This is a genomic window from Allokutzneria oryzae, from assembly GCF_042429765.1.
GTDB classification, from domain to species: Bacteria; Actinomycetota; Actinomycetes; order Mycobacteriales; family Pseudonocardiaceae; genus Allokutzneria; species Allokutzneria oryzae.
The window spans coordinates 294,580-320,124 of sequence record NZ_JBHLZU010000009.1; the positions used below are offsets into that span (position 1 = coordinate 294,580).

13 protein-coding genes and 1 pseudogene are annotated in these 25,545 nt (G+C 70.2%); 7 read left to right on the top strand and 7 right to left on the bottom strand.

Annotation, left to right across the window (positions count from 1 at the left end; all coding sequences use genetic code 11):
- Positions 1-26: 26 nt before the first annotated feature.
- Both ACFFQA_RS38085 and ACFFQA_RS10865 read right to left on the bottom strand, forming a co-directional pair.
- On the bottom strand, positions 27-281 hold the full coding sequence (locus tag ACFFQA_RS38085; protein ID WP_512699653.1) for a hypothetical protein: 255 nt from the start codon (positions 279-281) through the stop codon (positions 27-29).
- Positions 264-11,822 (bottom strand): annotated as a pseudogene (locus ACFFQA_RS10865) (SDR family NAD(P)-dependent oxidoreductase); the annotation flags it as partial. The gene ACFFQA_RS38085 and the pseudogene ACFFQA_RS10865, both read right to left, overlap by 18 nt.
- A gap of 411 nt (positions 11,823-12,233) precedes the next feature.
- Here ACFFQA_RS10865 and ACFFQA_RS10870 point away from each other — a divergent pair.
- Together ACFFQA_RS10870 and ACFFQA_RS10875 are read left to right on the top strand one after the other, a co-directional pair.
- Positions 12,234-13,898, top strand: coding sequence for a flavin monoamine oxidase family protein (locus ACFFQA_RS10870; RefSeq protein ID WP_377851631.1), 1,665 nt, complete (start codon positions 12,234-12,236; stop codon positions 13,896-13,898).
- Between the two features lie 174 nt (positions 13,899-14,072).
- Complete coding sequence (locus tag ACFFQA_RS10875) at positions 14,073-14,495, top strand: BrxA/BrxB family bacilliredoxin (protein WP_377851633.1); 423 nt, start codon at positions 14,073-14,075, stop codon at positions 14,493-14,495.
- A 319-nt stretch (positions 14,496-14,814) separates the two neighbouring features.
- Here ACFFQA_RS10875 and ACFFQA_RS10880 read toward each other — a convergent pair whose 3' ends face one another.
- The 3 genes from ACFFQA_RS10880 to ACFFQA_RS10890 form a co-directional block, all read right to left on the bottom strand.
- A complete protein-coding gene (locus ACFFQA_RS10880; RefSeq protein ID WP_377851635.1) occupies positions 14,815-15,930 on the bottom strand; it encodes a 50S ribosomal protein L11 methyltransferase in 1,116 nt (371 codons plus the stop codon).
- Between the two features lie 231 nt (positions 15,931-16,161).
- Positions 16,162-16,977, bottom strand: a complete 816-nt coding sequence (locus ACFFQA_RS10885; protein WP_377851636.1) for a class I SAM-dependent methyltransferase — start codon at positions 16,975-16,977, stop codon at positions 16,162-16,164.
- Positions 16,978-17,118: 141 nt separating this feature from the next.
- On the bottom strand, positions 17,119-17,901 hold the full coding sequence (locus ACFFQA_RS10890) for a carbon-nitrogen hydrolase family protein (protein ID WP_377851637.1): 783 nt from the start codon (positions 17,899-17,901) through the stop codon (positions 17,119-17,121).
- A 266-nt stretch (positions 17,902-18,167) separates the two neighbouring features.
- On the opposite strand from ACFFQA_RS10890, the gene ACFFQA_RS10895 reads away from it, so the two are divergent.
- The 5 genes from ACFFQA_RS10895 to ACFFQA_RS10915 all read left to right on the top strand — a co-directional run bounded on the left by ACFFQA_RS10895 (position 18,168) and on the right by ACFFQA_RS10915 (position 22,954).
- Positions 18,168-19,580: a class I adenylate-forming enzyme family protein gene (locus ACFFQA_RS10895; protein WP_377851638.1), complete on the top strand. Its 1,413-nt coding sequence runs from the start codon at positions 18,168-18,170 to the stop codon at positions 19,578-19,580.
- Positions 19,581-19,591: 11 nt separating this feature from the next.
- On the top strand, positions 19,592-20,557 hold the full coding sequence (locus tag ACFFQA_RS10900; RefSeq protein ID WP_377851639.1) for an ACP S-malonyltransferase: 966 nt from the start codon (positions 19,592-19,594) through the stop codon (positions 20,555-20,557).
- 87 nt (positions 20,558-20,644) lie between these two features.
- Positions 20,645-21,202: a TetR/AcrR family transcriptional regulator gene (locus ACFFQA_RS10905; RefSeq protein ID WP_377851640.1), complete on the top strand. Its 558-nt coding sequence runs from the start codon at positions 20,645-20,647 to the stop codon at positions 21,200-21,202.
- Positions 21,203-21,221: 19 nt separating this feature from the next.
- Entirely contained in the window at positions 21,222-21,785 is a 564-nt protein-coding gene (locus tag ACFFQA_RS10910; RefSeq protein WP_377851698.1) for a DUF4865 family protein, read from the top strand.
- An 821-nt stretch (positions 21,786-22,606) separates the two neighbouring features.
- Positions 22,607-22,954, top strand: a complete 348-nt coding sequence (locus ACFFQA_RS10915; protein WP_377851641.1) for an RNA polymerase-binding protein RbpA — start codon at positions 22,607-22,609, stop codon at positions 22,952-22,954.
- 93 nt (positions 22,955-23,047) lie between these two features.
- Here ACFFQA_RS10915 and ACFFQA_RS10920 read toward each other — a convergent pair whose 3' ends face one another.
- Positions 23,048-23,818 (bottom strand): polyprenol monophosphomannose synthase, encoded by a 771-nt coding sequence (locus ACFFQA_RS10920; protein ID WP_377851642.1) that lies wholly within the window; start codon positions 23,816-23,818, stop codon positions 23,048-23,050.
- Positions 23,819-23,883: 65 nt separating this feature from the next.
- On the bottom strand, positions 23,884-25,494 hold the full coding sequence (lnt, locus tag ACFFQA_RS10925) for an apolipoprotein N-acyltransferase (RefSeq protein ID WP_377851643.1): 1,611 nt from the start codon (positions 25,492-25,494) through the stop codon (positions 23,884-23,886).
- Between the last annotated feature and the right edge of the window lie 51 nt (positions 25,495-25,545).

Sequence of the window (25,545 nt, forward strand, 5' to 3'; positions counted from 1 at the left end):
CACGCCGCACGATGGTCGCGGCTCGGTCAGGAAATGCCGAGTTCTCGTTCGAGGAAGTCCACGACCTCGTCGGCCGAGGCGTCCTCAAGGGTGTCGCCAACCCCCGTCTCCGCTGGCGGGGCACCGGCGGAGGAGAACTTCGACAACAGCTCCTCCAGCCGCAGGGTGATCGACAGCCGGCCGCCCCCGTCCTCCCCGACGGCGTCCAGGCTGGCCTCCAGCCGGTCCAGCTCGGCCAGCACGGACGCGGCCGACAACGCGGTCGTCCCCTCGGGCGCCACGGTCTGGCGCAGGTGGCCGGCGAGCGCGGTGGCCGTCGGGTAGTCGAAGACCGCGGTGGCCGACAGCCGCACCCCGGTCGCGTTGCTGAGCCGGTTGCGCAGCTCCACCGAGGTCAGCGAGTCGAAGCCCAGCTCGGTGAACGCCTGCTCGGCGTCGATGGCCGACGCGCCGCTGTGCCCGAGCACCGCGGCGGCGTGCGTGCGCACCACGTCGAGCAGGATGCCGTCCTGCTCGGCCGGGGTGAGCCCGGCCAGCCGCTGGGTCAGCGAGGACGCCTTGCCCTCCCCCGCCTGCGCCGCCCGCCGCGCCGGAGCGCGCACCAGGCCGTGCAGGATCTGCGGGAGCTCGTTGTTCCTGGCGTGGGCCTGCAACGCCGCGCGGTCGAGTTTCACCGGCGCGGCAACGGCTTCCCCTGCGGCGAGCGAGGCGTCGAACAGCGCCATGCCCTCGTCCTCGGTCAGCGCGCCGAAGCCCTCCCTTGCCATCCGCGCCAGGTCGGCGTCGGTCATGCCCGCGCCCATACCGCCCGCCCACAGACCCCACGCCTGGGACTGCGCGGCGAGGCCAAGCGCCCGCCGGTGCTCGGCGAGGGCGTTGAGGAAGGCGTTGGCGGCGGCGTAGTTCGCCTGCCCGGCCGTGCCCATGAGGCCGGTGATCGAGGAGAACACCACGAACTGCGCCAGGTCGAGGTCCCGGGTCAGCTCGTGCAGGTGCCACGCCGCGTCCACCTTGGGCCGCAACACCGTGTCCATCCGCTCCGGGGTCATCGACGCCAGCAGCCCGTCGTCCAGCACGCCCGCGGTGTGGACCACCGCGGTCAGCGGGTGCTGGGCCGGGATCGCCGCGAGCGTCGCCGCGACAGCGTCCCGGTCGGCCGCGTCGCAGGCCGCGATGGTCACGGTCGCGCCCAGCTCGGTCAAGGCGGCGTTCAGCTCCGCCGCGCCCGGCGCGTCGGCCCCGCGACGGCTGGTCAGCACCAGGTGCCGCACGCCGTGCTCGGCCACCAGGTGCCGCGCCAGCACGCCGCCGAGGCCGCCGGTGCCACCGGTGATCAGCACCGTGCCGTGCGGGTCCATCGCCTTCGGCAGGGTCAGCACGACCTTGCCGATGTGCTTGGCCTGGCTGATGAACCGGAACGCCTCGGGGGCCTGGCGCACGTCCCACGCCTTGGTGGGCAGGGGCTTCAGCGCGCCCTGTGCGAAGAGCTTGTCCAGCTCGCCCCACATCTCGCCGATGCGGTCCGGACCCGCGTCGATCAGGTCGAACGCGTGGTACTCCACGCCGTCGTACTCGGCGGCCACCACGACGGGCTCGCGGACGTCGGTCTTGCCCATCTCCACGAACCGGCCGCCCTCGGCGACCAGCCGCAGCGACGCGTCGACGAACTCGCCCGCGAGCGCGTCCAGCACGACGTCGACGCCGCGGCCCCCGGTCGCCGCGCGGAAGGAGTCCTCGAAGTCCAGGGTGCGCGAGGACGCGATGTGCCTGTCGTCCAGCCCGGCGGCCCGCAGGGTGTCCCACTTGCCGGTGCTCGCCGTGCCGTAGACCTCCGCGCCCAGGTGCTTGGCGATCTGCGTGGCTGCCATGCCGACACCACCGGCGGCGGCGTGGATCAGCACCGACTCGCCCGCCCGCAACCGGCCGAGGTCGCACAGGCCGTAGTAGGCGGTGAGGAACACCAGCGGGACCGCCGACGCCTCCTCGAAGGTCCACCCGTCGGGCATCCGCGTCACCAGGCGGCGGTCGGCGTCGGCGATCGGGGCGATACCACCGATCACCAGGCCCATCACCTTCTCGCCCGGCTTGAGGTCGGTGACCTCGGAACCGACTTCGAGCACCACGCCCGCGGCCTCGTTGCCGATGATCCCGGCGTCACCGGGGTACATGCCGAGCACCGTGAGCACATCGCGGAAGTTCAGCCCGGCGGCGCGGACCGCGATCCGGACGTCGCCGGGCGCGATCGGCTCCAGCACCTCCGGGTTCGGCTCCAGCACCAGGTGGTCCAGGGTGCCCTTGCCGGAGATGCCCAGGCGCCACGCCTCGGTCCCCGTGGGCGGCAGCAGCCGGTCGTTGCCCATCGGCACCAGCCGCAGCGCGTACGCGGCTCCGTCGCGGATCACCACCTGCGACTCGCCGGAGCCGAGCACCTTGGCGAACAGCTCGTCGTCGGACGCGCCGTCCACCAGGACGAACCGGTCCTGGTTCTCCTGCTGCGCGGTGCGCACCAGGCCCCACGCGGTGGTCGCGGCCAGATCCTCCACAGTGGACTGGAACGACATCGCACCTGTGGTCCGGACGACGAGCTTCGAGTCCTCGAACCGCTCGTCCGCCAACCACTTCCGCACGACGTCGAGCACCCGGTGGGACACCTCACGCGCCGCACCGGGAACATCACCGGTGCTCGGCGCGATAGTGATCACCGCGTACTCGGGCGCGGAGTCGCCGATCTCGTCGTAGGCGGTCCACTCGGCGGCATCGCCCAGCGCGACCGGAACCCAGTCGGGGCGGAACAGCAGGTCACTGTCCGAAGAGGACTGGAGCTGCTCGGCGGATACCTCACGCAGCGCCAACGACTCCACGGTCATGACCGGAGCACCGGTGCCGTCGGCGATCTCGATCGCCACCGCACCGTTGTCCTGCGAAGCGAGCCTCACGCGCAGCGAGCTGGCTCCGGAAGCATGCAGGGTGACACCGCTCCACGAGAACGGCAGCGAGGCCGGGATGTCCTCGCCGATCCCGATCGCGTGCAACGAGGCGTCCAGCAGAGCCGGGTGCAGTCCGTACTTGGCTCCATCGCCCTCTTCTGGCAAGGAGATCTCAGCGAAGACGTCGGTTCCCTTGCGCCACGCGGCACGCAGCCCCTGGAAGGTCGGGCCGTAGACGAGCCCGGTCTCGGCGAGCCCTTCGTACTGCCCTTCGACGGAGACGGCCTCAGCACCGGCCGGCGGCCACTCGGCGAAGTCGAAGGCCGGAGCGGGACCGCTCGGTGCGACCGTTCCGGTGGCGTGCAACGTCCACTCCATGGCGTCCTGCTTGCGGGAGTGCACATTGATGCCGCGGCGGCCGTCGTCGTCGGCCTCGCCCACGTGCACCTGCACCTGGACCGCGCCGGACTCCGGCAGCACCAGGGGCGCTTGGAGCATCAGCTCTTCGACGCTCCCACATCCGGCCTCGTCGGCCGCGCGCACCGCGAGCTCGATCAGACCGGCACCCGGAACGAGCACCTGGCCCATGACGGCGTGGTCGGCCAGCCACCCGTGCGTGGAGAGCGAAAGCCGTCCCGTGAACAGGAATCCGTCGGTGTTGGCCAGCGTCACCGCCGCGCCGAGCAACGGGTGCTCGGCGGAGGCGAGCCCGAGTCCGGTGGCGTCGCCGCCGGAGCCGGAGGCCCGCAGCCAGTACCGCCCGTGCTGGAAGGCGTAGGTCGGCAGGTCGACGCGCTGAGCACCGGGGAAGACAGCGTTCCAGTCGATCGGGACGCCACGGGCGTGCAGCTCCGCGAGCGCGGCGACGGACGTGACCGCCTCATCGCGCCCCTTGCGCAGCACCGGGATGAACACGGCCTTCTCGCTCGCGCAGTCCGCGCCCATCGCGGAGAGCACGCCGTCCGGACCCAGCTCGACGAACTTGGTGACGCCCTCGGCCTCCAGCGTGGCGATGCCGTCGGCGAAGCGCACCGCGTCGCGCACGTGGCGAACCCAGTACTCCGGGTTGGTCACCTGGGCGTCCGCCGCCAGCGAACCGGACACGTTGGACACGAGCTGGATGGTCGGAGCGGAGTAGCTGATCGACGCCGCGACCTCGCCGAACTCCGCCAGCATCCCGTCCATCAGCACCGAGTGGAACGCGTGCGACACCGTCAGCTGCTTGGTCTTGCGGCCTTCGCCCTTGAAGTGTTCGGCGATCCTCGCGGCCGCGTCGGCGTCACCGGAGACGACCACGGAGCTCGGCCCGTTGATCGCGGCGATCCCGACCAGGTCGTTGAGCAGCGGCGTGACCTCGTCCTCGGTGGCCTGGAGCGCGATCATGGCTCCACCACTGGGAAGCGCCTGCATCAGCCGACCACGGGCGGAGACGAGCCGCGCCGCGTCCTCCAGGGAGAACACACCGGCGACGTGCGCGGCGGCCAACTCGCCGATGGAGTGCCCGACCAGGTAGTCCGGGCGAACGCCCCAGGACTCGACCAGCCGGTACAGCGCGACCTCGATCGCGAACAACGCGGGCTGCGCGTTCCCAGTCTGGTTGAGCAAGTCCGCGTCGTCGCCGAAAACGACGGCCTTCACATCCGGCAGGTACTCGCACACGGAGTCGAAAGCGGCGGCGAACACCGGCGAGGCGTCGTACAGCTCACGCCCCATACCCAGGCGCTGGGACCCCTGACCGGTGAACAGGAACGCCACCCGACCAGCGACCGCGGCCCCGCGCACGATGTTCGAGGCGGAACCCCCCTCGGCGAGAACCTCAAGCCCCGCAAGCATTTCCTCGCGACCAGCACCGATCACAGCCGCACGGCTGTCGAGGTTGGCCCGAGCGGTGGCCAACGAGAACCCAATGTCCGCAACATCGACATCGGGATTCTCAACCACCCACCCCCTCAACCTCCGCGCTTGCGCCTTCACCCCTTCCTCACTCTTCCCCGACACCACCCAAGGAACGCCATTCGCGGGCTTAAGGACCTTTTCAGAGCCCTCAACACGTCCATAAGCCCGCGAATGGCCCTCTTCCAAGATCAGGTGGGCGTTGGTGCCGGAGATGCCGAAGGAGGAGACGGCGGCGCGGCGGGGGCGGTCCACGGCGGGCCAGGGAAGGGACTCCGTCAGCAGGGAGACGGCGCCGGCGGACCAGTCGACGTGCGGGGTGGGCGAGTCCACGTGCAGGCTCTGCGGCAGCACGCCGTTGCGCATGGCGTGCACCATCTTGATCACACCGGCGACACCCGCCGCCGCCTGGGTGTGACCGATGTTGGACTTGATCGAGCCCAGCCACAGCGGCTTGTCCTCGAACCGGTCCTGACCGTAGGTCGCCAGCAGCGCCTGCGCCTCGATCGGGTCACCGAGCCGAGTACCGGTGCCGTGCGCCTCAACCGCGTCAACGTCCGAAGTGGACAAACCAGCGTTGGCGAGCGCCTGACGGATCACCCGCTGCTGCGAAGGCCCGTTCGGAGCGGTCAAGCCGTTCGACGCGCCGTCCTGGTTGACCGCGGAGCCCCGCACCACGGCGAGGATCTGGTGTCCATTTCGGACAGCGTCGGACAGCCGCTCCAGCACGACCATGCCAACGCCCTCGGACCAGCTGGTCCCGTCGGCGGCGGCCGCGAAGGACTTGCTGCGCCCGTCAACCGCCAAGCCCCGCTGACGGGAGAAGTCCACGAAGGTCTCCGGCGTTGACATGACCGTCACACCACCGGCGAGCGCCAGCGAGCACTCCCCCGACCGCAGGGCCTGTGCCGCGAGGTGCATCGCGACCAGCGACGACGAGCACGCGGTGTCCACGGTGACCGCCGGGCCTTCGAGCCCGAACGTGTAGGCGACGCGGCCGGAGAGCACGCTCGCCGAGGTCCCGGTCCCCACGTAGCCCTCGACCTCTTCGGGAATCGAGCTGAGGCCGTGCGCGTAGTCGTAGTACATGATCCCGGCGAAGACACCGGTGTTGCTGCCCTTCAGCGAAGCCGGGTCAACACCCGCGCGCTCCAGCGACTCCCACGAGACCTCCAGCAGCAGCCGCTGCTGCGAGTCCATCGCGATGGCTTCACGCGGGGAGATCCCGAAGAACTCCGCGTCGAAGGCGTCCGCGTCGTGCAGGAAGCCGCCCTCGGAGGCGTACGAGGTACCGCGGTGGTCGGGGTCCGGGTGGAACAGCGTGTCCAGGTCCCACCCACGGTTCACCGGGAAGCCGGAGATGCCGTCGGTCCCGGTGGCGACCAGGTTCCACAGGTCCTCCGGCGAGTTCACGCCGCCCGGGTACCGGCACGCCATGCCCACGATCGCGATCGGCTCGTCCAGGCCCACGGCGGCGGTGACCGGCGCGGCGGTCTCCACGTCCGCGCCGAGCAGCTCGGAGCGGATGAACGCGGCCAAAGCGGCGGGCGCGGGGTAGTCGAAAACCAGCGTCGCCGGGAGCCGCAGCCCGCTGGCGCTGTTGAGCCGGTTGCGCAGCTCCACCGCAGTCAGCGAGTCGAAGCCGAGATCGGTGAACGCGCGATCCGGTTCGATGGCGTCCGTCGTGGCGTGCCCCAGCACAGCCGCGACCTGGGTGCGCACGATGTCCAGCAGCGCACGGTCCTGATCAGCTTCGGAGAGCCCGGCAAGCCGCTGCGCCAGCGGAGAGGCACCGCCGTCACCGGCCTGCGCGACGCGGCGCGAGGAGGTCCGCACCAGCCCGCGCAGCAGCGACGGGATCGTGGCGGTGCGGGCGTGCGCCTGGAGCGCCGAGGTGTCGAGCTTCACCGTGACGGTGACGTCGCGGCCTGCGGCCACGGCGGCGTCGAACAGGGCGAGACCGTCAGCCTCGGAGAGCGCGGCGAAGCCCTGCCGCGCTGCGCGGTCCACATCGGACCGTGCGAGCTGGCCACCCATGCCCGAGGCCCACAGGCCCCACACCAGCGACTGGGCGGCAAGCCCCTGTGCGCGCCGGTGCACCGCGAGCGCGTCGAGGAACGAGTTCGCGGCGGCGTAGTTGCCCTGTCCCGCACCCTCGAACAGACCGGCCGTCGACGAGAACAACACGAACAGCGAGAGGTCGAGGTCCTTGGTCAGCTCATGCAGGTTCCACGCGGCGTCCACCTTGGGGCGCAACACCTTCGAGACCTGCTCAGCGGTCAGCGACGTGATCAGCCCGTCTTCGAGCACACCAGCGGCGTGCACAACGCCCACGAGCGGCTTGTCACCGGGAACCGCGCGCAGCACGGCGGCCAGTGCGTCGCGGTCGGCCACATCGCACGCGGCAATGGTGACGTTCGCACCGAGTGCGACAAGCTCCGCCTTGAGGTCCGCGACGCCAGGCGCTCCGCCGCCGCGACGGCTGGTCAGCACCAGGTTGGTCACACCGTGACTGGCCACCAAGTGCTTGGCCAGCAACGCTCCCAGGCCACCCGTGCCACCGGTCACCAGCACGGTGCCTCCGGCGGCCGGCTGCCACGCCTCGCCTTCGGACGGCGTCCGCAGCAGTCGCGGCGCGTACAGCGAGCCATCGCGCACAACCACCTGCGGCTCACCGGTTCCCACCGCGACGCCGACCTGCTCAAGCGGCCCGTCGACGAGAACGAACCGGTCCGGGTTCTCCGACTGCGCCGACCGCAACAGGCCCCACACAGCGGAAGAACCGAGGTCGGTCACATCGGGACCAGCAGCCCCGTTGGTCACCACGACGAGCTTCGAGTCGGCGAACTTCTCATCCGCCAGGAACTCCTGCACAGCAACCAGAACGCTGTTGGTCACCGCGTGCACGTTGGCGACGACGTCGCTGTCCTCCAACGGAACGGGCAGCACCACAACAGCCGGAGCCTGGTCACCGACCTCGTCGTAGGAGACCCACTCCACGGATTCGCCCAGAGCGACCGGAATCCAGTCCACGCGGTAGAGCGGGTCCTGGTCGGCCGCCTTCAACTGGTCAGCGGAGACCGCGCGCGACACCAGCGACTCAACGGTGATCACCGGAGCGCCCGTGGCATCGACGGCGTGCAGCGAGATCTCGTCGGCGCCCTTGGCGGTCAGCTTGATCCGCAACGCGGTCGCGCCAGTGGCGTGCAGCGACACACCAGACCACGCGAACGGCAGCCGTGCCTGGCCGTTGTCCTTGCCGACCCCACCAAGGCCCATCGCGTGCAGCGACGCGTCCAAAAGCGCCGGGTGCAGCCCGAAGTCCCCAGCAGCGTCCTCGATGCCCTCCGGCAGAACGACTTCCGCGAAGACGTCGTTGCCCTGGGCCCACGCGGCGCGCAGCCCCTGGAACAACGGGCCGTAGATCAGCCCGGTCGCGGCCAGCTCCTCGTAGACCCCTTCGAGCGACACGGCCCTGGCACCGGCGGGAGGCCACTGCGACGGCGCGAACGACGGCGACGCCGCCTCCGCGGCCAGAGTCCCGGACGCGTGCTGCGTCCACTGTGGAGCGTCCTTCGGCCGCGAGTGGATGCTCAGCGCGCGCCTGCCGGTGACGTCCGGCGGGCCCACCCACAGCTGGACCTGCACCGAGCCGGACTCCGGCAGCACCAGCGGGGCCTGGAGCGTCAGCTCCTCCACCTGCTCGCACCCGGCCTCGTCGGCGGCGCGCACGGCCAGCTCGACCAGCGCGGTGCCCGGCACCACGACCCGGTCCAGCACGACGTGATCGGCCAACCACGGGTGGGTAGAGACGGACAGCCGACCGGTCAGCACGTAACCGTCGACGTCGACCAGCGGCACCGCCGCGCCCAGCAGCGGGTGGTCGGCGGAGCCGATGCCCAGCGACGCGAGATCACCGGTCGACGCCGAGCCCTGGAGCCAGAAGTGCTGGTGCTGGAAGGCGTAGGTCGGCAGGTCGACGCGACGTGCGTCGGCCGGGAAGAACGCCGCCCAGTCCACCTCGACGCCCCGCACGTGCGCCTGGGCGAGCGCGGCCAGCACCTCCGGCTCCTCCGGCCGGTCACGGCGCAGGGTCGGCCGGAACACCACGTCGGCCTCTGCCGTCACGCAGTCCTGGGCCATCGCGGTCAGCACGCCGTCCGGGCCGAGCTCCAGGTACGTGGTGACCCCGGCGGCCTCCAGCGCGCGCACGCCGTCGCAGAACCGCACGGCCGCACTGACGTGCGTGACCCAGTACTCGGCGGAGCACAGCTGCTCCGCGCTGACGAGCTGCCCGGTCACGGTGGAAACAAAGGGAACCGTCGGCGCGGAGTAGGTCAGCAGCTCGGCCAGGTTCCCGAACTCGCGCAGCATCGGCTCCATCAGCGGCGAGTGGAAGGCGTGGCTGACGTTGAGGCGCTTCGCCTTGCCGCCCTTGGCCTTCCACTGCTCACCGATGCCGACGACGACCTCTTCCGCACCGGAGATCACCACGGAGTTCGGCCCGTTGATCGCGGCGATGCTCGCGACGGCCTCGTGCCCGGCGAGCAGCGAGAGCGCCTCCTCCTCGATACTGATGCTCGAACCCGCAAGCGATTCTTCGGAAGCGCGCAAAGACACCATCGCCCCACCGGCCGGCAGAGCCTGCATCAACCGACCGCGCGCGGCGACAAGGGTCGCGGCGTCCTCCAGGTTGAGCACCCCCGCGACGTGCGCGGCGGCGATCTCACCGATGGAATGACCGCAGACGTAGTCAGGGCGAACGCCCCACGACTCCAGCAACCGGTACAGCGCGACCTCGATCGCGAACAACGCGGGCTGCGCGTACGCGGTCTGGTTGAGCAGCTCGGCTTCCTCGGACCCCTCCTCCGAGAAAAGCACGTCGAGCAAAGGCACATCGAGCTGGATGTCGAGGTAGCCGCACGCGTCGTCGATGGCGTCGGCGAAGACCGGGAACCGCTCGTAGAGGTCGAGCCCCATCGCCCACCGCTGCGAACCCTGCCCGGTGAACAGGAAGGCGAGCTGGCCTGCGGACACCTGCCCCCGAACAGCGGTGGACGTGCCATCGGCGAGCGCGGACAGCCCGGCGAGCAGCTCGTCGCGACCGGTGCCGACCACGGCGGCGCGGTGGTCGAGCGCGGCGCGGGTGGTGGCCAGCGACAGACCGATGTCGGCGGGGCTGAGCTGGAGGTTGGCCTCCACGAAGGACTTGAGCCGCTCCGCCTGCGAGCGCAGGGCCTCCGCGGTCTTGCCGGAGAGCACCCACGGCACCGGGGTGATCCGGGCGCGCAGCGCACCGTCCTCCTCGGCCACCCGCTCCATCTCGACGACGGGCGGCTGCTCGATGATCACGTGCGCGTTGGTGCCCGAGATGCCGAAGGACGACACGCCCGCACGGCGCGGGCGGCCGACCTCGGGCCACGGCCGGGCCTCGGTGAGCAGCTCGACGTCCCCTGCGGACCAGTCCACGTGCGGGGTCGGCTCGTCGATGTTGAGCGACCTTGGCAGCACCCCGTGCCGGATGGCCATGATCATCTTGATCACACCGGCGGCGCCGGCGGCGGCCTGCGCGTGGCCGATGTTCGACTTGATCGAGCCCAGCCACAGCGGACGCCCGTCCTCGCGCCCCTGGCCGTAGGTCGCCAGCAGCGCCTGCGCCTCGATCGGGTCGCCCAGCCGAGTACCCGTTCCGTGCGCCTCAACCGCGTCAACGTCCGAAGTGGACAAACCAGCGTTGGCGAGAGCCTGACGGATGACACGCTGCTGCGACGGTCCGTTCGGAGCGGTCAAGCCGTTGGACGCGCCGTCGGAGTTGATGGCGGAGCCGCGAACGATGGCCAGCACCTGGTGTCCGTTGCGGACGGCGTCGGAAAGCCTTTCCACCACGAGGATTCCGACGCCCTCGCCCCACCCGGTCCCGTCCGCGGCGGCAGCGAAGGACTTGCAGCGCCCGTCCTGCGACAAGCCGCGCTGGCGGGAGAACGCGGTGAAGGTGCCGGGGCTGCCCATGACCGCGACACCACCGGCGAGCGCGAGGTCGCACTCCCCCGTGCGCAGCGAGTTGGCGGCGACGTGCAGCGCGACCAGCGAACCGGAGCAGGCGGTGTCCACGGTGAACGTGGGGCCTTCGAGCCCGAAGAGGTAGGCGATGCGCCCGGACACGACGCTGGGCGCGTTGCCGGTCATCAGGTGGCCCTCGAAACCTTCAGGGGCTTCGAAGAGGCGGGGTCCGTACTCCTGGGGCTCCACACCGACGAACACGCCGGAACGGCTGCCGCGCAGGGTGTTCGGGTCGATGCCCGCGCGCTCAAGCGCCTCCCATGACGCTTCGAGCACCAAGCGCTGCTGCGGGTCCATGGCGGTGGCCTCGCGCGGCGAGATCCCGAAGAACTCGGCGTCGAACTGACCGGCGCTGTGCAGGAAGCCGCCGTCGCGCGCGTAGGTCTTGCCGGGCTTGTCGGGGTCCGGGTCGTAGAGCCCGTCCACGTCCCAGCCGCGGTCGGTCGGGAACCCGGTGATCGCGTCGGCCCCGGACTCCACCAGCCGCCACAGCTCCTCAGGAGACGTTGCCCCACCGGGGAAACGGCAACCGATGCCAACGATGGCGATGTCGTCCTCACCGACCCCGGCCGAGCGCTGCGGCGCGAGCTCGACCTGCTCACCACCGGCGTGCAGGTGCTTGGCGAGCGCGCCGGGAGTCGGGTAGTCGTAGACAACGGTCACCGGCAGGTCGAGCCCGGTCGCGGCGACCAGGCGCGCGTGCAGCTCGACGACGGCCATGGAGTCGAATCCGAGTTCGAGGAACGGCCGCTTCTCCCCCACCACGGCGGGAGCACCCGGCACCATGTCGCGGAGCACCTCGGCGGTGGTCGACCGGACCAGGTCGAGCACCGACCTGGCCGCCTCGGCGGGGCTCAGTCCGGCCAGCCGGGCGGCAAGCGCCGTGCCGTCCCCGGCGGCCGGACGGAGGTCATCGAACTCGCTCATCAGCGCACTCCACAACTACTCCGGCGGGTGATAAACAACCGTGAACTCGAAACCGCACGCCATGTTCTTTATCCACTGACAAGTGCGGAATGCGTTCTCAACCTACCTGCGGGGCGCGAAGGCGCCTAAGGGGTCGGACCTCCACCACGGACCCACTGACCAGTAACGCACCCCCCATCCCCGCAGGTCAGCGCCCGTAGTCTAGAGCCTGCTGGCCCGGTTGAGCACTGGTCATACGCCTACTGATCGCGACGAATTCCCTGCTCGCCGGAGCCGGAGTTTCCCGCTGATGGGCGAGGCGCGGAACACCGGTCCTACACAATGGCGGGACACGAGATTTACGTTGTCAATCGCCGCATCGGATTTCACCAGGTGTTGTGTCACGCCCGCTGCCGACTCCGGCGACGGCTCCGAGGAGGTACCCCGATGGTCGCGATCGCAGCCGACGAGCACGACGAGCCGACGCCGACCACGGTGTTGTGCCCCGACTTCCCGTTCGCCTACGACGACTGGGTGAGCCACCCGGCCGGGCTCGGCCGGGTGCCCGAGTCCGCGCACGGCAGCGAGGTCGCGGTGATCGGCGGTGGCATCTCCGGGCTGGTGACCGCCTACGAGCTGATGAAGCTCGGCCTGCGCCCGGTGGTCTACGAAGCGGACCAGCTGGGCGGGCGGATGCGCTCGGTGAGCTTCGAGGGACACCCCGAGTGCAAGGCGGAGATGGGCGCGATGCGCTTCCCGCCCTCGGCGACGCTGTTCCACTACGTCAACAAGCTGGGGCTGAAGACCAAGCCGTTCCCCAACCCGCTCTCGCCCGCGACGCCGAGCACGGTGGTCAACCTGCGCGGCGAGTCCCACTGGGCGCGCACGCCCGAGGACTTGCCCGAGATCTACCAGCAGGTCTCCGACGCCTGGGCGAAAGCGTTGCAGGAGAAGGCGGACATGTCCCTGATGGAGGACGCGATCGCCCGCCGCGACGTCGCGACCATCAAGGCGCTGTGGAACCACATGGTCCCGGAGCTGGACAACCAGTCCTTCTACGGATTCCTCGCGTCCTCGGCGGCGTTCTCCTCATTCGAGCACCGCGAGATCTTCGGTCAGGTCGGATTCGGTTGCGGCGGCTGGGACACCGACTTCACCAACTCGATGCTCGACATCCTGCGCGTGGTCTACACGGAGGCGAGCGACAAGCACCACCGCATCCTCGGCGGCTGCCAGCAGGTCCCGCTCGGCCTGTGGGAGCACCGGCCCGACCACCTCGCGCACTGGCCAGAGGGCACCTCGCTGGCCACGTTGCACGGCGGCGGCCCGCGCCCCGGAGCGGTCCGCATCGACCGCACCGCCGACGGCTACCTCGTGGAGGACTCCGCTGGCGAGGTCCACGAGTACCCGGTCGCGGTGTTCACCGCCCAGAGCTGGAACCTGTTGTCCCGCATCAAGTGCGACCCGGCGCTGCTCCCGCAGTCGCTGTGGAACGCGGTGGAGCGGACGCACTACATGGGCTCCTCCAAGCTCTTCGTGCTCACCGACCGCCCCTTCTGGCGCGACACCGACCCCACCACCGGCCGCGACGTCATGAGCATGACCCTCACCGACCGGCTGCCCCGCGGCGTCTACCTCTTCGACGACGGCCCCGACAAACCCGGCGTGATGTGCCTGTCCTACACCTGGAACGACGACTCGCTGAAGGTCGCCACGCTGACCGCGGAAGAGCGCCTGGACGTGATCCTGGCCTCTCTCAAGCAGATCTACCCCGACGTGGACATCCGATCGCACATCATCGCGCCACCGGTCACCATCACCTGGGAGACCGAACCGCACTTCATGGGCGCCTTCAAGTCCAGCCTCCCCGGCCACTACCGCTACCAGCGCGAGCTGTTCACCCACTTCATGCAGGCGGAGTTCTCCGAGGAACACCAAGGGTTCTTCATGGCAGGGGACGACATCTCCTGGGTCGCGGGCTTCGCGGAGAACGCGGTGACGACGGCGTTGAACGCGGTGTGGGGCGTGCTGAACCACCTGGGCGGGAGCACCCATCCGGACAACCCCGGGCCGGGTGACGTGTTCGACTCCCTCGCCCCCGTCAAGCTCTGACAAGCTCTGTTCACGAACGACCGGAACGCGCGAAGTTCGCTCTAGAGAGGGGAAATCGGCCACCCGATCGCACCACGGCGCTCCGCCCGCATGGCGGTGCCGCCGCGCGCCGAGGCACGGCGAAGATCGATCGGACGCACCTCACCGGCCGAGTTCTCTGTCTAAGGAGTGGCTGTGCCGTTCAACCCCTTGCTGGTCAAGCCGATGCGCGACGAGCTGGCCAAGCTCGGCTTCGAAGACCTGCTGACCCCGGAGGCCGTGGACACTGCGATGGAGAATGCCAAGACAGGGAGAACGCTCGCGGTGCTGAACTACTACGACCGCTCCGCCGAAACGGCTCGGACCGCCGTCGGCCGCGCGCTGGAACGGACCACCCTGCGCCCCGAACAGCTGGTCACGGTGTTCGACGAACAGGACATCGAGGCGACGGCGCGGATTCGGTCCTACTTCCCCGAGATCCCCCCGTCCTCGCCCTCGTTCGCCTTCTTCATCGATGGCGAGCTGGTGGCGTTCGTGCCCCGCCACCGCATCGAGGGCCGCGACCCCGACTCCGTCGCCGAGGAGCTCACCGCCGCCCTCAACGAGAGCTACGAGTAGCTCCACCGCACGCGCGCCTGTCGCGGGTTCTCCCGCGACAGGCGCGCTCCCTCCCCCTAGTGTCCTGTCCTGCGAGTCGTCCCGATCCCCCGAGGCAGCGCGCCGCCCCCGCGCCCCGGAACCCGCGCCCCCGTATCCGCGTGAGCAAGCCGGCGTGGCCGGGTTTTTCGCGTTTTGTCACCTTGATGCGCGAAAGAGCGCTCCCATTTCGCATCAAGGTGACAAAACGCGAATGAAGGGACGGGTGGGTGAGGGCGCCAAGCGGAGTGGTGAGGGCGCCAAGGTGGGTGGGGTGGTGTTGCCACTTGCAGGACCCGACCTAGGCAGCGGGAAACAGCGAGCGGTAGACGTCGGCGGCCCGGAACTCCTTGCCGTGGTGCGGAGAGTTCCACGAGATGTCCACACTGGACAGACCGTTGCGCAGCACCTCGCCGGTCAGCTGGTAGTCCGGGTGCACGCCGTCGTCGCTGAGCGAGCGCTTGAGCTCAAGGACGACCTCGTCCCCCTGGACCACGTCGACGCCCTCCCGCGACAGCGGCACGTACACCGGCGACCAGTTGGTCCACTGGACGATCGAGTCGATCGGCTCGGCCGACTCGTCGGCGATCCACAGCCGGATGCCCAGCGCCAGCCCGTGCAGCTTGCCGGCGCGGGTGACCCGGAGCCGCACCCGGTCGATGCCGTCGCCGGGCAGCGGGTCGTTGAAGCGCAGGTCCTCCACCTCGGCCTGGGTGGACAGGAACTGCGCGTGGCCAAGGCCGATCAGGCACAGGCGCAGGTCGAACGGGTTGCCGACGCTGGCGAAGACCTCCTCCAGGTACGGAACGACCAGCGGCGAGAAGGCGAGCTCACCGTTGGGCACCAGGGACCTCAGGTCCACCGCGGCGACCGTGGTGACGCAGCGGTGCGGGATGGAGTCGCCACCCGGCTTGAGGAAGCGCTCGCGGGCGTCGTCGAGCACGTGCTCCGCGCCCTCCGAACCGCCGATGGTGCCGATGATCTCCGAGACCAGCAGGTCCACCCGCTCCGGCAGCTCGATCCGCGTGGACAGCCCCTCCAGCACCGTCACCCGGTCGGCCACCCCGGCCCTGGCGACGGCCTCGCGGGCCTTCCGCGCCGCTTCCGGGATGACCTCGATGGCGTAGACCCGGCTCGCGCCCGCCAGCGCCGCGGTGACCGCCCAGATCGCGTCCTGGCCGGTGCCGATGTCCAGCACCACCTTGCCGGGGGCCAGCGCGCGCACCGCCTCGCGATAGGCGTCGGTCCGCAGCTTGTCGGCGATCATGAACTCGTAGGCCTGCGGGTCGTAGACCGGGTATTCACCGATCGACGGCAGCAGCACGGGGGAATCCGCCGAGAACCTGGTGTCCGTGCTGACGCGCACCGGCACGCCGACGCCACCTACCGAAATCTTCTGCACGCGCGAAGAAACCATGGCGATTCCCCTCGAATTCGACCCGGAAAATCAGGTGAATGACAATCGGATTGTCCGCCGACAAAGCCGTGATTCGAGATTAACCGCCGGGTCCGGGAATGCCGAGCGCGTCGTGACACCCCGGACCCACGGCAGGAGAACTTCCACGCGGTAACTCTGGAGGTTACCGCCCGGTTCCCGCGTTGTGGCTGTCCGCCTTCTGCCCACATGCCCGCTGCCCCCCCGCGCCGGCTACTTGTAGGCGGTGACCGCGGCCATCCGGTCGGCCCACCAGTAGTTGCAGTCGGCCGGCGGCTGGAGGTCGCGGACCAGCTCCACCTTGAAGGAGGTGAAGTGCTGGAGCAGCAGCCGCTGGTGCGCGCGGCTGAGCGAGTCGATCTCGTTGGTGTAGTAGGAGAAGACCCCACCGGGGCGCAGGTGCGCCGCCGCGGCGGGGAAGAAGTTCGCCGCCAGGGTGACCACCTTCGGCCCCAGCGTCTTGACGAACTCGTCCTCACTGGTGGGGTAGGTGTCGTAGAGGATGCCGTCGAACTGGCCGAGGTCGCCGATCACCTCCTGCCACGGCCCGAACGCCAGCCGGATGTCCGAGTCCGGCCGCTGCCCGCGCCACCGCTCGAACCGCTCGGCCACCCCCTTGTTGATCTCGATGATGGTGTGCGAGCGCACGCCGCACTCCTGCACGTAGCCCGCGGAGATGCCCATGCCGAAGCCGACCTCCAGCACGTCGCCGCCGCTGACGCAGGCGTTCTCCGCCAGCTTGCGCATCAGCGGGTGCTCCCAGTCCTGCATCACCTGCTGCCCCTCGATCAGCAGCTGCGAGGAGTCCGAGTAGTCGGCGTCGCTGCCCGACCAGTCGCCCCGGATGAACGGGCGCCGGGAACCGTCCACGAACACCCGCTGAATGGTGTCGAGATGGTGGAGATCGGCGGCGAGCTCAGCGACCGCCCGTCCCAGCAGCAGGTTGCGCTGACCATTTCCCTTGGCCCGCAGGAAATCCGGCCGCTTCATATCGACGGCCACGGTGAAGTCCTCGAAGGTACGACGCATTGTCCACGCTCCAAGCAGATACGTAATCCCTGCCCCAAAAGCTAGGCAGGCGTAACTGGGGAATGCGAGGACCGCGTGTCACCGGGTGCACACCGGACGGGTGTCCCGGCGCGGTTACCGGCCCGGTTACCGCCCGGTGGGTCAGGAGTAGAGCTCGGGCCGCCGGTCGGTCAGGTACGTCGTCTCCGCGCGCGCCCGGTCCACCAGCGACAGGTCCAGGTCGGCCAGCACCATGCCCTCGCCGTCGCGGCGACCGGCGACCACCCGCCCGTCCGGCCCGACCACCCTGGTCAGGCCGCAGTAGCTGAGCTCGCGCTCGCTGCCGACCCAGTTGGTGTAGGCGATGAACAGCTGGCTCTCGAAGGCCCGCGCCGGGACGAGGGTCTCCGCGACGAAGTCCCACGGCGACATCAGCGCGGTGGGCACTAGCAGCACCCGGGTGCCCGCGAGCGCGTGCGCGCGCACGGACTCCGGGAATTCCACGTCGTAGCAGATAATCATTCCGACGGTGACGCCGCCGAGCTCCGCCTGCACCACTCCGGTCTCCCCGGGACGGAAGGCGTTGCGGTCGATATCGCCGAAGAGATGGGCCTTGCGGTAACCGGCCAGCTCGGTGCCGGTGGAATCCACCAGCCGCACGGAGTTGTACACCTCCTCCCCTGCCAGCTCCGGCCAGCCGTGCACGATGGCGACCCCGGTGTCGGCGGCGATCTCGGAGACCGCGCGGCACATCGCCCCGTCGGCGGGCTCGGCCAGCTCGCGCAGCCTGCGCGCGCCGAGGTGGTAGCCCGACAGCGACATCTCCGGGGTGACCAGCAACGACGCCCCGGCGTCCGCAGCCTCGCGAGCCCGGCTCCGCAGCGCGCCGAGCGCGGCGCTCACGTCGGAGCGGCGGGCGGTGGCCTGCCAGCAGGCGATCCTCATCGCGTCGGTCCTTCCCCCGGCGGAACGTGACGATTCCGGCGGGACGCTATCAGGTGAGTTCATCCGGGTTGGCCCGCGAGTTACTTCGCGATGGGCGCGGGGTGGAAGTGCACCCCTTCAGTGCGACCGAGCTCACGCATAACCTCAGTTTCCGGATACTTGACCGAACCTGGTGTCAAGCACGCCGAAATCGAACGACGGATCACCTGATTCTTCTCTCGAGGGGTATCCGCCTCGATCAAGACCAGGAAAGGAGTTCGATACTGATGTCCGCAAAGATTTTCGCTCCCGACTCCGTGCTCACCATGGCCGAGTTCGAGCAGGGCGCGCTGCGCGTGGCCGACGCGCTGCGGGACCGCGGGATCGGCTACGGCGACCGGGTGCTGCTCAAGGCGGACAACTCCGTCGCGTACCTCTCGACGTTGTTCGCCCTGATGCACCTGGGCACCTCGGTCGTGCTGGTGGACCACCAGGAGAAGCCGGACCAGACCCAGCGCACCACGCGCCAGTCCGGGGTCAAGCTGGTCATCGTCGACGACGACGCCCCGATCGCGGTCGGCGAGCAGGTCGTCTACACCTACGAGCTGGCCGTCGCCGCCGCGGGCCGCACGCCGATCGACTCCCACCTGGACTTCACCGCGTGGGAGGCGCTGCCGGACGCGCTGATCATGTGGTCCTCCGGCTCGACCGGCGTGCCCAAGGGCGTGGTCAAGAACGGCGGCCGCTTCCTGAAGAACCTCCAGCGCAACGCCGACCTGGTCGGCCACCACTCCGGCGACGTGCTGCTGCCGCTGCTGCCGTTCAACCACCAGTACGGCCTGTCCATGGTGCTGATCTCCTGGCTGGTCAAGTGCTCGCTGGTGATCGCGCCGTACCGCAGGCTGGACCGCGCGCTGCGCATCGCGGGCATGACCGGCGCCACCGTGGTCGACGCCGCGCCCTCGACCTACCGCAGCATCCTCAACATCGTCGGCAAGCGCCCCAGCGCCGTCGGCGAGTTCAGCAACGTGCGCATGCTGTGCAGCGGCGCCGCCCCGCTGGAGGCCGGGCTGGTCGACCGCGCCGTGGAGACCTTCGGCATGCCGCTGCTGGACAGCTACGGCAGCACCGAGATGGGCAACGTCGCCTTCGCCACCGTGGACAACCCGGTCGGCGCGGGCCAGGCCGTCGCGGGCCTGGAGCTGCGGATCACCGCCGAGGACGGCGCGCTGCTGCCCGCCGGCGAGATCGGCGAGATCGAGGTGCTCGACCCGGACCTGATGGAGGGCTACCTCGACGCCGACGGCGTGGTCGAGCCGGTGGAGCGCGGCTGGTACAAGACCAACGACTTCGGCTACCTCGACGAGAACGGCAACCTGTTCATCGCGGGGCGCAAGATGGCGGTGCACCGCAACGGCCACACGCTGCACCCCGAGATCATCGAGCACCAGCTCGCCGCCAAGGGCGTCACCGCCAAGATCGTGGCGCTGCCGTGCGAGCGCAGGGGCTCCAGCCTCACCTTCTTCGTGCAGGACGAGGAGCAGCGCGACCACGTCTACTGGCGCGACCTGATCTGCTCGGTGCTGCCGCCCTACGAGCAGCCCAACCGGGTCGCGGTGCTGGAGCGGTTCCCGCTCAACCGCAACGGGAAGTTCGACCGCAAGCAGCTCGAGGCCCTCGCCGTCGTCGAGCCGGTCTGAGGAGGATGAGGGTGACGGAACGGACGTCGGGCGTGGGGCGCACGGCCATCGTCTTCCCCGGCATGGGCCCCTCGCGCTTCGCCGAGGTCGGCAGGTTCATGATGGTCAGCCCGTTCGCCAGGCGCAGGCTCGCCGAGGCGGACGCGGCGCTGGGCTACTCGGTGCTGGACGCGCTGCGCGCGGCGGGTGACGGCTACACCGAGGTCTCCCAGATCGCGTTCGTGGTCAACTCGCTGGCGATGGCGGACTGGGCGGAGCACACGCTGGGCCACCGGCCGCAGCTGTGCGTCGGCCCCAGCTTCGGTGAACGCGCCGCCACCGCGTACTCCGGCGCGATGCCCTTCGCGGAGCTGGTCCGGCTGACCGCCGAGCTGGCCGCCTGCGAGGTGGACTACTACCGCACCGAGCAGCAGGACCTGGTCAGCCAGTTCATCGTGCGCACCCCGCTGGAGCGGCTGGAGGAGGTGCTCGCGGGGATGACCGAGCGCGGCGAGTGGCACGAGGTCTCGGCGTACTTCGACCAGGACGTCCACCTGGTCACCATGGCCGAGGAGCACCTGGAGGGGTTCAAGCAGCAGGTGCGCGACCGCGGCGGCTACTCGCTGACCACTATGAGGCCACCCGCGCACGCGCAGGTGCTCCAACCGCTGCGCAAACGGATGCAGGACGAGGTCTTCCCGCGCTTCTCCTTCGACGCCCCCGCCCTGCCAGTGGTCTCCGACCAGGACGGCTCGCTGGTGACGACCGGCTCGGACGTCCGGACGATGCTGGTGGACTCCGTCGTCAACCAGGTGCACTGGGGGCAGATCACCCGGACCCTGCTGGAGCAGGGCGTGACCCGGCTGTGCGTGGCGGGCCCGGACCTGCTCATCCACCGCCTCGGCACGCTGAAGAAGAACTTCGAGCTCGTCTCGGTCGGTCCGAAGGACGCGATGCGCCCGCGCCGCCCCGCCCGGCGGCACCTCCTCGCCTCCTGACCCGCCCCCGTTCAGGGCCCCGGACACTCCTCCGGGGCCCTGAACGCGCCCCTGGATTCTGTACCTACTGGTATGTACAGTGCGGGCGTGGACACCAGGGACCGCTTGGTCCGCAGCACCCAGGAACTGCTGTGGCGGCGCGGCTACGTCGGCACCAGCCCGAAGGCGATCCAGCAGCACGCCGAAGCGGGCCAGGGCAGCATGTACCACCACTTCGACGGCAAGCCCGCGCTCGCGCTGGAGGCGCTGCGCCGCACCGCCGAGGAGATGCGCGCGGCGGCCGAGGCGCAGCTCGGCGGGCCGGGAACCGCCTACGAGCGGATCGAGGCGTACCTGCTGCGCGAGCGCGACGTCCTGCGCGGCTGCCGCATCGGCCGGATGGCCCAGGACCCCGACGTCATCGCGAGCGCGACCCTGCGCGAACCGGTCGCGGAGACCTTCTCCTGGCTGCGCGCCCGCCTCGCCGAGGTGATCGCCGAGGAACTGGACCCCGCCATGGACCCGGCAGCCGTCGCCGCCGCCATCGCCGCGGTCCTCCAGGGCGGCTACGTCCTGGCCAGGGCCGCGGGCTCCCCCGCCCCCTTCGAGGAAGCCGTCTCCGGCGCGCTCGCCCTGCTCGCCCCGCACCTCCACCCGGACCGTTAGGAGCGGCACCGTGCTCGCGATGCAGTACGAGATCACCCTGCCCGCCGACTACGACATGGAGATCATCCGGACACGCGTCGCCACCAGGGGCCACCTGCTGGACGCCTTCCCCGGACTGGGCCTCAAGGCGTACTGCGTGCGCGAGCGCGGCGTGGACGGCTCCCCGGTCAACCAGTACGCGCCGTTCTACCTGTGGGCGGCGGCGTCGGGACAGCGGGAGTTCCTGTTCGGACCGGGCTTCCGCGGCCTGTCAGTGGACTTCGGCCGCCCGGTGGTCCAGCAGTGGACCGGCGTCACCGCGCTCAGCGGCCCCGACCACGGCGCTTTCCCGCACACCGCGACCAAGCACACCGAGGTCATCGCGCCGGACGCGGACCTGACCGACCTCATCGAACAGTCCACAGAGGACACTCGAAGGCTCGCGGCGACCCCTGGCGTGCACACCACCGCCCTCGCCGTGAACCCGCACGGCTGGGAGTTGCTGCGCTTCACGCTGTGGACCACGCCGCCCGCGGTTGACGGGGTCCACTACCAGGTCCACCACCTCAGCACGCCGCACCTGCCGGAGCTGCTCTCGAACTGACATCGATGTCCAATCAACTCCCCCGCCGCGCGCCCCCAGGTGCCGTTCGGGGCGCTCAGCGCACTGAACGACGCGACCGGCCGCCTCGCCACCGGGAATGAACCGGCCCCTGCTTTCGTTACGGTGGGGTATCGGGCGGCGCGTCCGTGCCGGCCGCTGACCGACCGACCACTGTGGACGGACACCGGCCGGACCGGTCACGGCCGCCACCGGGTCACATCATGGTCACCGCGCGTGTTCCAGCGGGTTCGCTCCGTCAGGTTCGGCCACAATGGACGCTCGGTGACCGGTCCGGCCCCGGTTCCGGCGGACATGGGGATGGACACGATGACGACGCTCGGCTGGTACGGCACCGACAAACGGGTGCTCCCTGACCGGCCGCGGTTACCGGCCCGAGGCCGCGAGGTACCCGCAGCGAATGTTCTCGGCGACCGGTGACAGCGCGGTGACACGGAGCGTACAAGGGCAGCGGGCGACCGTGAGACTACTGTAAGTCACCAAAATTGGGCTCAGTACCCCGAACGGATTGGCGATCTTGATCCGCGGGCAGTCCAGTTTGGCGAACTACACCTCACCCAGCCGGAAGCTTTTACAGTAGGGTTCCCCCGTTTGGGTGGACCCGTAGCTGAAGGGGCGGATAACGCGTCACAACTGCCGCGCGATGACATCCCTACAGGTGTGGCCCTCGTTGACCGGTGAACTACATCACCGAGGGCTACCAGTTAGCCAAAACGGGAACGACAGAGCCCTCTCCGTCGTTGCACTCAGTAAGCACGACGCTCGAGGCGGGCGGCCTCGAGCCGAGCGAAAGGACCACCGTCATGGCCGACCGCGTACTGCGGGGCAGCCGGCTCGGGGCGGTCAGCTACGAGACCGATCGTGACCACGATCTCGCCCCTCGCCGAACCATCAGGTTCGCGTGCCCGAAGGGGCACGACTTCGACGTTCCCTTCGCCGACGACGCTGAGCTGCCGGCGATCTGGGAATGTCGCCTGCACGGCTTGGAGTCGAAGGTGATCGACGGCAAGGAGCCCGAGCAGAAGAAGAGCAAGCCCCCGCGCACGCACTGGGACATGCTGCTGGAGCGGCGGTCCATCGCGGAGCTCGAGGAGCTGCTCAGCGAGCGCCTCGAGGAGCTGCGCGGGCGGCGCACCCGCTCCAGCGCCTGACCCCCACGGCCCTGTCCCCCACGGGGACGGGGCCATGCGAAAGGCCGTCCGGTTCTCCCGCCCGGACGGCCTTTCGCCATGTCAGGGGTCAGCTCATGACCGCCGGAACAACCGCTTCACCTGCGAGACGCGGTGCTGCAGGCCCCACTGGGCGACCCGGACCAGCGCCTCACCGATGATGCCGCCGCCCATCTTCGACACGCCGACCTGGCGCTCGACGAAGGTGATCGGCACCTCCGCGACCCGGTACCCGGCGAGCACCGTGCGCCAGGCGAGGTCGATCTGGAAGCAGTAGCCCAGCGACTCCACGTCGTTCTGGGTGATCTTCGCGAGCACCTCGCGCCGGTAGGCGCGGAAGCCCGCGGTGATGTCGTTGATCCGCGCGCCGAGGGCGAGCTTGGCGTAGGTGTTGGCGCCCTTGGACAGGATCCACCGCCGCTTCGGCCAGTTGACCACCTTGCCGCCGGGGATGTAGCGCGAGCCGATCACCAGGTCGGCGTCGGTGAGCGCCTCCAGCAGCCGGGGCAGGTCCTCGGGAGCGTGCGAGCCGTCGGCGTCCATCTCCACGATCACGCCGTAGTCGCGCTCAAGGCCCCACCCGAAGCCCGCCACGTACGCGGCGCCGAGCCCGGCCTTCTCGGTGCGGTGCATCACGTGCACCCGCTCGTCGGCCGCTGCCAGCTTGTCGACGAGCTCACCGGTGCCGTCGGGGCTCCCGTCGTCCACCACCAGCGCGTGGGTCTCGGGCAGCGCCTTGTGCAGCCGCTCGATGATGGGCCCGATGTTCTCGCGCTCGTTGTACGTGGGAATCACCACCAGCACACGGCCGAGATCACCGTCGACGCTCTCGCGCTGGTCCGACATCCGATTCCTCCTCGCCGAACGCGGGTGGCGACGGCCGCGTCCGGTTTCCTGTTCAGTCCGGTAAGTCAGGTCGAGCTGTGTTGTGTCGCCTCGGCCAGGTGGGCGGAGCGCCCGCGCCGGAGCGCCGACACCCCGGTGAGCAGCAGCGCTGCCAGTGCGACGGCGACCAGGGTCCCCTGGGGCCATCCACCGAGCCGAGTGGCCAGCGTAGTCGCCGACCGCAGTGGCACCGCTGCCACTAGGACGTCTGAGTCGAACAGCTCAGTCCTGCGGGTGACGGAACCGTCCGGCATGACGACGGCGCTGACCCCGCTCGTCGCGGTCACCAGCACCGCCCGGCCGTGCTCGACGGCGCGCAGCCGGGACATGGCCAGCTGCTGCTCGGTCATCTCGGTGCGGCCGAACCACGCGTTGTTCGTGGGCACCACCAGCAGCTGGGCGCCGGCCCGCGTGGCCTCGGCGAGCACCCGGTCGTAGGCCACCTCGTAGCAGATGCCCACCCCGACCGGCACGGTCCCGACGTGCTGGAACCCGATGCGGGTGCCCGGGGTCATGTCGCGGAACCCGTCGACGAAGGGGGTGAAGGCCCTCGCGGCGTCCCGGATCGGCACGTACTCGGAGAACGGCACGAGCTCCTGCTTGGCGTAGACCCGCCCGCGCCCGGTCGTCGGCGACCAGTCCACCGTGACGTTGCTCGTGGTGCCGTCTGGGTTGGTCAACCGCGCCCCGATCAGCGACGGCACCCCCAGCGAGCGCAGCACCTCGTCGAGCTCGGCGTCCTGGGCGGCCGAGCGGCCGAGGTCGGTCGCGGTCTCCGGCCAGATCACCAGGTCCGGCTGGGGCACCCGGTTGGCCCGGATGTCCTGGACGAGCTGGCGGGTCCGCCGGATGTGGTTGGCGCGGATGACGCCGATCTCGTTCATCAGGTCCAGCCCGGCGTCGGGCGCGTTGCCCTGCACCAGCGCGACGGTCACCGTGCCGTTCTGTGCGACGACGCCGACCGACGGCCACGTCAGCAGCCCGGCGAGCAGCGGGAGCACGACCAGTGCGAGCGCGGTGAGCCGGGAGCCGCCCGCGCGGGTGAGCGCGGCGAGCGCGCAGCCGGTGAGCACGACGGCGAAGCCGACGAGTGCGGAGCCGCCGAGCGAGGCGAGGGCGAGGTAGGGCCCCTCGGGCTGGGTGAAGGCGGCGCGGCCCCAGGGGAAGCCGTTGAGCGGGAAGGTGGAGCGGAGGAAGTCCCCCGCGACGTACATCGCGGCCATCCACACCGGAGCTCCGGGCAGCCCGCTGACCGCAGCCATGCCCGCGGTGGCGACGGCGATCAGCGACGCCTCGACGAGGCTCAGCGCCAACCACGGCCACGGCCCGAACCCGGAACCGAGGAAATGCTCCAGCCAGAACAAAAGGGGCAGAAGGTAGGCAAGGCCGAAAACCAGGCCGTAGCCGAATCCGGCCCGAGCCCGTCGCCGCCACAACACCGCCGCGAGCACGGCGAAGGCGATCGGCGCCAGCCACCACAGGTTCCGCGGCGGCGAACTGGCGTAGAGCAGCCCACCGGCGACAGCGGCCCCGACCACGCGCACGACGACGGACCGCCCGCGTCGCACGGGAACGGGCGCGATCTCCGGCTCCGGCTCCGAGAAGGGCGGGTCCGATGTCACAGCAGGGGTGACCACGAGGTCAGCCTACGTACCTCTTCCCCGCCTCCGCCCACCACGCCCGAGGTC